The organism is Streptomyces corynorhini (genome assembly GCF_003346515.1).
Lineage (GTDB): Bacteria > Actinomycetota > Actinomycetes > Streptomycetales > Streptomycetaceae > Streptomyces > Streptomyces corynorhini.
Genome location: NZ_QQNA01000188.1, coordinates 1 through 8,571, shown reverse-complemented (window position 1 = coordinate 8,571; position 8,571 = coordinate 1). Strand labels below are relative to the sequence as shown.

6 protein-coding genes are annotated in these 8,571 nt (G+C 72.2%); 5 read left to right on the top strand and 1 reads right to left on the bottom strand.

The features are described from left to right. From DVH02_RS22795 to hflX, 3 genes are all read left to right on the top strand, one after another. Nucleotides 1–282: ACT domain-containing protein (locus tag DVH02_RS22795; RefSeq protein WP_325051396.1), on the top strand; the 282-nt coding region annotated here is incomplete at its 5' end. 150 nt (nucleotides 283–432) lie between these two features. Then, nucleotides 433–1,935 carry a M1 family metallopeptidase gene (locus DVH02_RS22790; RefSeq protein WP_114625686.1) on the top strand — a complete coding sequence of 501 codons (1,503 nt, stop codon included), beginning with the start codon at nucleotides 433–435 and terminating at the stop codon, nucleotides 1,933–1,935. Between the two features lie 115 nt (nucleotides 1,936–2,050). Further along, entirely contained in the window at nucleotides 2,051–3,541 is a 1,491-nt protein-coding gene (gene hflX, locus DVH02_RS22785; RefSeq protein ID WP_114625685.1) for a GTPase HflX, read from the top strand. A 109-nt stretch (nucleotides 3,542–3,650) separates the two neighbouring features. On the opposite strand, the gene DVH02_RS22780 is transcribed toward hflX, so the two are convergent. Continuing rightward, on the bottom strand, nucleotides 3,651–4,877 hold the full coding sequence (locus DVH02_RS22780; protein ID WP_199566381.1) for a trypsin-like serine peptidase: 1,227 nt from the start codon (nucleotides 4,875–4,877) through the stop codon (nucleotides 3,651–3,653). Nucleotides 4,878–5,217: 340 nt separating this feature from the next. Here DVH02_RS22780 and DVH02_RS22775 point away from each other — a divergent pair, with 340 nt between their 5' ends. Together DVH02_RS22775 and DVH02_RS22770 are read left to right on the top strand one after the other, a co-directional pair. Beyond that, complete coding sequence (locus DVH02_RS22775) at nucleotides 5,218–6,582, top strand: diaminobutyrate--2-oxoglutarate transaminase family protein (protein WP_407697668.1); 1,365 nt, start codon at nucleotides 5,218–5,220, stop codon at nucleotides 6,580–6,582. Between the two features lie 30 nt (nucleotides 6,583–6,612). After that, nucleotides 6,613–8,475: an IucA/IucC family protein gene (locus DVH02_RS22770; RefSeq protein WP_114625684.1), complete on the top strand. Its 1,863-nt coding sequence runs from the start codon at nucleotides 6,613–6,615 to the stop codon at nucleotides 8,473–8,475. Nucleotides 8,476–8,571: the final 96 nt, after the last annotated feature.

Here is an 8,571-nt window from a genome sequence, read left to right as displayed (position 1 = left end):
CCGGTCGAGGTGCGCTGGGGGGACGCCCCGGAGTGCCGCGTCACGCTGTACGCCGAGTCCTTCGGCCGGCCCAGACTGCTCGCCGACCTCACCGAGGCCATCGCCACGGCGGGCGCCGCGATCGTCGCCGCCAACGTCGAACCACCCAGCGAGCAGCGCGTGCGCCACACCTACACCCTGGAACTGCCCGACGCCGCGGGTCTGCCCGGCCTGATGCGGGCGATGCGCGACGTACCGGGCGTCTACGACGTGAGCCGCGCCCAGCAGCCGGCCACGGCCTGAACCGCCGGCCGGGCCCTCCCGGCCGGCGCCGCGCGTCAACTTCGCGTATCTCCGGCATCCGGCCGCCGACTCCGCCCTGACCTGCCCCTTTCGGGTGTGCGCGGCGCGCGCCGTCGCCGTGCGCCCGGCGGGCGCTGGTAGCGATGGCGCATGCCGCTCACCTCCCGCCGACTGCGCGCCGCCCTGCTGGCCGCAGCCTCGGCCACGCTCGTCGCCGCCACCCTGCCCGCGCCCCAACCGCTCGGCATCGGAGATCCACTCTTCCCCTATCTGGGCAATCCCGGATACGACGTGCTGACCTACGACCTCGCCTTCACCTACAGCGGCGACAACACCAAGCCCCTGGACGCCGTCACCAAGATCGACGCACTGGCCACCCAGCCCCTCGACCGCGTCAATCTCGACTTCACCCACGGCGAGGTCCGCTCCGCCGAGATCAACGGCGCCGAGGCGCGGTTCGTGACGGTCGGCGAGGACCTGGTGCTCACACCGCGGAAGCCGGTCAAGAGCGGCACGCGCCTGCGCATCACCGTCAACCACACCAGCGATCCGGGCGGCCGGGGCGGCGGCTGGCTGCGCACCTCCGACGGGCTGGCGATGGCCAACCAAGCGGACGCCGCCCACCGCGTCTTCCCCGGCAACGATCACCCGGCCGACAAGGCGTACTACACCTTCCGCGTCACCGCCCCCGAACAGCTCACCGTGGTCGCCAACGGTCTTCCCGAAGGGAAGACCCGGCGCGGCCCGAACACCACCTGGACCTACCGCACCCACCACCCCATGGCCACCGAGCTGGCACAGATCTCCATCGGGACCTCCGCCGTCGTCCACCGGCAGGGGCCGCGCGGACTGCCCGTGCGCGACGTGGTGCCCGCGGCGGACCGCGAGAAGCTGGAGCCCCGGCTCCGCAAGACCCCGGAGCAGCTGCGCTGGATGGAAGAGCAGGTCGGGCCGTACCCCTTCGAGACGTACGGCGTGCTGGTCGCGGGCGCCGACACCGGCTTCGAGCTGGAGACCCAGACGCTCTCGCTCTTCGAACGCTCCCTGTTCACCCGCCCCGAGTACCCCGACTGGTACGTCGAATCGGTCATGGTCCACGAGCTGGCCCACCAGTGGTTCGGCAACAGCGTCTCACCGCACCGGTGGTCCGACCTGTGGCTCAACGAGGGCCACGCCACCTGGTACGAGGCACGCTACGCGGAGGAACAGACCGCGTCGGCCACCTCCGCGCCCGCGGGTAGGTCCCTGGAGGAGCGGATGCGCTCCGCGTACACCCGCTCCGACGGCTGGCGAGCGGCCGGCGGCCCCCCGGCCGCCCCCGAGCCGCCCACGGCGGGAGCGCAGATCAGCCTCTTCCGGCCGGTGGTGTACGACGGCAGCGCCCTGATCCTCTACGCCCTGCGCCAGGAGATCGGTGCCGACGCCTTCCAGCGCGTGGAACGCGCCTGGGTGAGCGAGCACCGGGACGCCACGGCGACCACCGCCGACTTCGTCTCCCTGGCCTCCCGGACCGCCGGGCGCGACCTCACCGGCTTCCTCACTCCGTGGCTGTACGGCGAGAAGACCCCGCCGATGCCCGGCCACCCCGACTGGCGCAGCGAAGCGCCGGCCCCCCGGCACGGGGCACCGCGACCGCTGCCGAAACCTGAGTGACGGCGGGGCCGAACCGTGCCACCATCGACGAGTCGCCGACGCGGCCGGGAATCATTCCCGACCGTCACGCGTTGTGACGATGTAACGGACTTCTCTCTTTCGACGTAAGGATCCAATGACCTCCTCTTCATCCCCTTCCCAGGCCGCGCAGAACTCCGCGGATCCCCGCACGGACAGCCTTCGGGCCGATGCCCTGATGGAAGAGGACGTCGCCTGGAGCCACGAGATCGACGGAGAGCGGGACGGCGATCAGCTCGACCGCTCCGAGCGCGCCGCGCTGCGCCGGGTGGCCGGTCTCTCCACCGAGCTGGAGGACGTCACCGAGGTCGAGTACCGCCAGCTGCGCCTGGAGCGCGTCGTGCTGGTCGGCGTCTGGACCTCGGGCACGGTGCGGGACGCCGAGAACTCGCTGGCGGAGCTGGCCGCGCTCGCCGAGACCGCGGGCGCCATGGTGCTCGACGGTGTGGTGCAGCGCCGCGACAAGCCCGACCCGGCCACGTACATCGGCTCGGGCAAGGCCCAGGAGCTGGCCGACCTGGTGCAGGGCAGCGGCGCCGACACGGTCGTCTGCGACGGTGAGCTGAGCCCCGGCCAGCTGATCCACCTGGAAGACGTCGTGAAGGTCAAGGTCGTCGACCGCACGGCCCTGATCCTGGACATCTTCGCCCAGCACGCCAAGTCCCGTGAGGGCAAGGCGCAGGTCGCCCTGGCCCAGATGCAGTACATGCTGCCGAGGCTGCGCGGCTGGGGTCAGTCGCTCTCCCGGCAGATGGGTGGCGGCGGCGGTGGCGGCATGGCCACCCGCGGCCCCGGTGAGACCAAGATCGAGACCGACCGTCGGCGGATCCGCGAGAAGATGGCGAAGATGCGCCGGGAGATCGCGGAGATGAAGACCGGCCGCGAGCTGAAGCGGCAGGAGCGCCACCGCAACAAGGTGCCGTCCGTGGCGATCGCCGGATACACCAACGCCGGCAAGTCGTCCCTGCTCAACCGGCTCACCGGCGCGGGTGTCCTGGTGGAGAACGCGCTGTTCGCCACCCTGGACCCGACCGTGCGCCGGGCCGAGACCCCGAGCGGTCGGCTCTACACCCTGGCCGACACGGTCGGCTTCGTGCGCCACCTGCCGCACCACCTCGTCGAGGCGTTCCGCTCCACGATGGAGGAGGTCGCCGACTCCGACCTCATCGTGCATGTGGTGGACGGATCGCACCCCGCGCCGGAGGAGCAGCTGGCCGCGGTGCGCGAGGTCATCCGTGACGTGGGCGCGCTGGACGTGCGCGAGATCGTGGTGATCAACAAGGCGGACGCCGCCGACCCGCTGGTGCTCCAGCGGCTGCTGCGCGCCGAGCGGTACGCGATCGCGGTCTCGGCCCGTACCGGGCAGGGAATCGCGGAGCTGCTGGCGCTGATCGACGAGGAGCTGCCCCGCCCTGCGGTCGAGGTCGAGGTGCTCCTGCCGTACACGCACGGCGCCCTGGTCTCGCGGACGCATGCCGAGGGCGAGGTGCTCTCGGAGGAGCACACCTCGGAGGGCACGGCGCTCAAGGCCCGGGTCCACGAGGAGTTGGCGGCCGCGCTGGCCCCGTACGTACCGGTGGCCGGCTGATCCGGATCGACCGGCCGGGACCGGGGCACGCCCCCGGTCCCGGCCGACCTGTCCGATCGGTTCCCGGCCGAGTCCGCCCCCTCCTCGACGAGGGGGCGGACTCACGTCTCTACTGGTCCGCGAACTTCTTGCTGACGCCGTTGTAGACGCCCTTGGCCGCATCGCCGAGGCGCGGTCCGGCCAGCCAGCCCGCCGTGACCGGGCCGATGGACGTGTTGGAGATCAGGGCGGGCTCCCCGTCGCGACCGGTCGCGACCCAGCCGCCGCCGGACGAACCGCCGGTCATGGTGCAGCCGATGCGGTACATCGTGGGGTCGTCGGCGTTCAACGACAGCCGGCCCGGACTGTCCTGGCACTGGAAGAGCTTCTGCCCGTCGAACGGCGGGGCCGCCGGATAGCCGGTCGCCCTCACGTCCGAGAGCTGCGCGGTGGCCGGAGCGTCGAAATCGACGGGCAGGGCCGAACCGACGGTCTCCTCCAGGGACTTGCCCGTGCCGCCCTTCTCCGGGGTGACGTGGATCACCGCGAAGTCGTACGGGGCGCCCAGACCGCCCGTCGAGGAGCCCTGCGCGATCCACTGCGCGGAGGTCTGCGCCCAGTCGGCCCACCACACACCGTGCGGGGCGATCTGCTCCTTGGACGCGTTCTCCAGGTCCGCGGTGGCCAGCGCCTGGTCGTTGTAGGCGGGAACGAAGGCCAGATTGCGGTACCAGCCGCCGCTCTTGCCCGCGTGTACGCAGTGCCCCGCCGTCCACACCATGTTGGACTTTCCGGGGTGGGCCGGGTCCTCGACGACCGTCGCCGAGCAGACCATCGAGCCGTCGGGACCGTCGAAGAACAACTTGCCGGACTGGGCCGCGTTCTGCCCGTACGGCGCGCTCACCGCCTCGGCGGTGACCGGCTTCGGCTCCGGGTCGGTGACTCCCTCGTCACCGGAGATGTCCTGCTCGCCCACCGGGTTCTCCGGCGGCTTCTCCGCCTCCCGCATCCGGTCCGAGTCCCACAGGTCCTCGATGATGGGGTTGACGTAATCCCTGGCCTCACGAAGCCACTTGTCGCGGTCCCAGTTCTTCCACTCACCGCCCCGCCACTTGTCCATGTCGATCCCGTGCTCCTTGAGCCGGTCCTTGAGATCGTCGGGGATGGTGATCGCGCCGTTGGCCGCGCCGGTCGCCGACGCCGTGGGCTTCTCCCCGGCGGAGTCCTCGTCGGCACCGCAGCCCGTCGCCGTGAGCACGAGCGCCGCGGCTATCGAGATACCCGCGAGAACGGGGGAGGTTCTGGGCCGTGTGCTCCTTCCGCGGCGGGCGGCGAGTGTCGGGCGAATGGGTCGCATGGCGTAAATCCCCCTGGGACTTCGGAACTTTCCGGAACAATGAACTCGGACGACGCATCCGGTCGCGGTGGCCGCGCCGGTATGCGGCCCCCACTATGCCGTGCCCAGGGGGACGGCGGGCGGCAGGGCGGCGGTTCCGCGCCCCGACGGCTCCCGAGGCCGGACTGTCTCCCCGGGACCGCCCGGCCGGATGCCGAGGATCTCCCCGCGGACCGTGATCCCCGGCCCGCCCGGTCGTTGGTAGGTGAGGCGGCGGGGCGCCATGCCCGCGTCGAACATCGGACGGGCGGGCGCCGTACTGACGGGGGACCGCACTGTGACAACGGGAGGACCGACAGCCGTGACCATGACCGAACCGCCTCCGGCAGCACCGACCGTCACGCACGAAGGCATCCTCCGCCGCCAGTCCACGCGTGAGTCCGCCGCCCGTACCTACGCGAGATCGCTGCCCATCGTTCCCGTACGCGCCCGGGGGCTGACGATCGAGGGCGCCGACGGCCGGCGGTACCTCGACTGCCTCTCCGGCGCGGGAACCCTGGCGCTGGGACACAACCATCCGGTGGTCCTGGAGGCGATCAGGAAAGTCCTCGACTCGGGCGCCCCGCTGCACGTCCTCGATCTCGCCACGCCCGTCGAGGACGCCTTCACCACCGAACTGTTCGCGACGCTGCCGCCCCGGTTCGCCCGCCACGCCCGCGTGCGGTTCTGCGGGCCCGCGGGTACCGACGCGGTCGGGGCCGCCCTGGAACTCGTCCGCGCCGCCACCGGCCGCACCGGACTGCTCTCCTTCACCGGGGCGGACCACGGGACGAGCACCGGCGCCCTCGCCTTCACCGACGACGGCGAGGAGGAGGGGGCGATCCGGCTGCCGTACCCGTACGACTACCGCTGCCCCTTCGGCACCGGCGGGGAGCGCGGCGGCGAACTCGCCGCGCGCTGGACCGAGGGCCTGCTGGACGACCTTGGCAGCGGAGTGCGCGCCCCCGCGGGGATGATCCTCGAACCGGTGCAGAGCGAGGGCGGCGTGATCCCCGCTCCCGACACCTGGTTGCGCAGGATGCGCGGCATCACCGCGGACCGGTCCATTCCGCTCATCGCCGACGAGGTGCAGACAGGAGTGGGGCGGACCGGTACCTTCTGGGCTGTGGAGCACAGCGGGATCACTCCTGATGTGATGGTGATGTCCCAGGCGATCGGCGGCTCCCTTCCGCTGGCCGTGATCGTGTACCACGAGGACCTGGACAGCGGGCGGCGCGGTGCCCACGAGAGCGCCGTCCAGGGCAATCAGCTCGCGATGGCGGCCGGCGCCGCCACACTCGCCCACGTACGGGAGAACCGGCTCGCCGACCGCGCCGCCACGCTCGGCGCGCGCATGCTCGCCCGGCTCCAGGGCCTCGCCGCCGACCACCCCTGTGTCGCGGAGGTGCGCGGACGTGGTCTCATGATCGGTGTGGAACTCGTCGCCCCGGCGGCAGGTGACCCTGCCCCTCCGGACCCCGCGCTCGCGGCAGCTGTCCAGCAGGAGTGCCTGAACCGTGGCCTCATCGTCGGACTCGGCGGCCGGGAAAGGGCCGTTGTGCGACTCCTTCCCCCGCTCACGCTCACCGACGAGCAGTCCGTCGCCGTTCTCGACCGGTTCGCCGACGCACTCGCCGCCGCCGAGCGCTCCGCGCTCCGCCGGAAAGAATCCGGCCCGTCCAACTGACCCCGGACACCTCACAAGGAAGCCCTCTCCGTGAACCCCACACCTTCACCCGATGTGCCCGAGTCCAACGGCCGCTCCACCGCCGAGGCGGCGACGGTGCCACGGCAACCGGAGGGCGGCTTCGACGAACAACCCCTGCGCGCGGCGGACTTGGCCGGCGGCGCGGCCCCGGCGGCCGACCAGCTCGACCACGCCGACCCGCAGAAGGCGGCCGACGCGGCGGCCGTGGAGAACCTGCTGCGCTGCTGGGTCCGCGAGAACGACCTGCCCCGGCCGCAGGGCACCGTACTGCGCGTCCCTCTCGACGTCAGCGGCACCGCCCTCCTCGTCCCCGTCCGCCACTGGTCCGCCACGGGATGGCACCGCTTCGGCATGCCCTTCCTGGAGAACGCGCCCCAGGACGCGCCGGCGGCGGAAGCGGTCACCGTCGCCGCCCTCCTCGGCCGCGAATCGGGCCGCTACCAGGGCGCCGACCTGGTCGGTCGCGTCGCCAACTCCCTCACGCACACCGCCGAGTTCATCACCGACCGCCGAGACGACCCCGCCGCGCCCGAGGACACCGACCTCTTCCTCACCGCTGAGCAGTCCCTGCTCCTCGGCCACCCGCTGCACCCCACGCCCAAGAGCCGCGAGGGGCTCTCCGAGGCGGAAGTGCGCCGGTACTCACCCGAGTTGCGCGGCTCCTTCCCGCTCCACTGGATGGCAGTCGACCGGTCCGTACTCGCCACCGACTCGGCATGGACCGAACAGGGGCGGGTACTGCCCGCGGAACAGCTCACCGCACGCTTCCTCGGGGACGTCCCCCTTCCTGACAACACCGTCGCCCTGCCCCTCCACCCCTGGCAGGCACGCGAGGTGACGCACCGTCCGCAGGTCGGCAGGCTTCTCGACGCGGGCCTCCTCCACGACCTCGGCACCCACGGGGCCTCCTGGCACCCCACCTCCTCCATCCGTACCGTGCACCGGCCCGGCGCCGCCGCCATGCTCAAGCTCTCGCTCGGCGTACGCATCACCAACTCCCGCCGCGAGAACCTCCGCAAGGAGCTGCACCGGGGCGTCGAGGTCCACCGCCTGCTGCGCGCCGGACTGGCCAAGGAGTGGCAGGCCGCCCACCCCGGCTTCGACATCGTGCGCGACCCCGCCTGGCTGGCCGTCGACACCCCCGAGGGTGAACCGGTGACCGGCCTCGACGTGATGCTGCGGCACAACCCGTTCTCCCGGAGCGACGACGCCGTGTGCATCGCCGGGCTGACCGCGCCCCGGCCCGCCCCCGGCCGCACCGGAATGTCCACCCGCCTGACCGAGGCCGTCTCGGCGCTCGCCGCCCGCACCGGCCGCTCGCCCGGAGCCGTGTCCGCCGAGTGGTTCCTGCGCTACCTCGACCACGTCGTACGTCCGGTGCTCTGGCTGGACGGCACAGCGGGGATCGCCCTCGAAGCCCACCAGCAGAACACCCTGGTGATCCTGGACGCGGACGGCTGGCCCGTCGGCGGCCGCTACCGGGACAACCAGGGCTACTACTTCCGCGAGTCCCACCGCCTCGCCCTGGAGCGCAGACTGCCCGGCATCGGCTCCGTCAGCGACACCTTCGTCTCGGACGACGTCACCGACGAGCGCTTCGCCTACTACCTCGGCATCAACAACGTCCTCGGGCTGATCGGAGCGTTCGGCTCGCAGCGGCTCGCCGACGAGCGCGTACTCCTCGCCGCCTTCCGGCAGTTCCTCACCGGCGCCACCCGACTCGGCTCCCCGCTGCCCGGTCAGCTCCTGGAGAGCCCCACCCTGCGCTGCAAGGCCAACCTGCTCACCCGGCTCCACGGTCTCGACGAACTCGTCGGCCCCGTCGACACCCAGTCCGTCTATGTCACCATCACCAACCCCCTTCACCACTGATCGCGCCCGCCCGACCGGACCGCCGAGAGGAGAGAACACCGTGCCCCCCAGCGACGCGCGCACCGGTGCCGGTCCCGGCACCGGTGCGCGCGTCGC

What these genes read in the sequence shown, in the direction of transcription:
- DVH02_RS22790 (WP_114625686.1), top strand. Translation starts at nt 433, where the DNA reads ATGCCGCTCACCTCCCGCCGACTGCGCGCCGCCCTGCTGGCCGCAGCC.
- hflX (WP_114625685.1), top strand. Translation starts at nt 2,051, where the DNA reads ATGACCTCCTCTTCATCCCCTTCCCAGGCCGCGCAGAACTCCGCGGAT.
- DVH02_RS22780 (WP_199566381.1), bottom strand. Translation starts at nt 4,877, where the DNA reads ATGCGACCCATTCGCCCGACACTCGCCGCCCGCCGCGGAAGGAGCACA.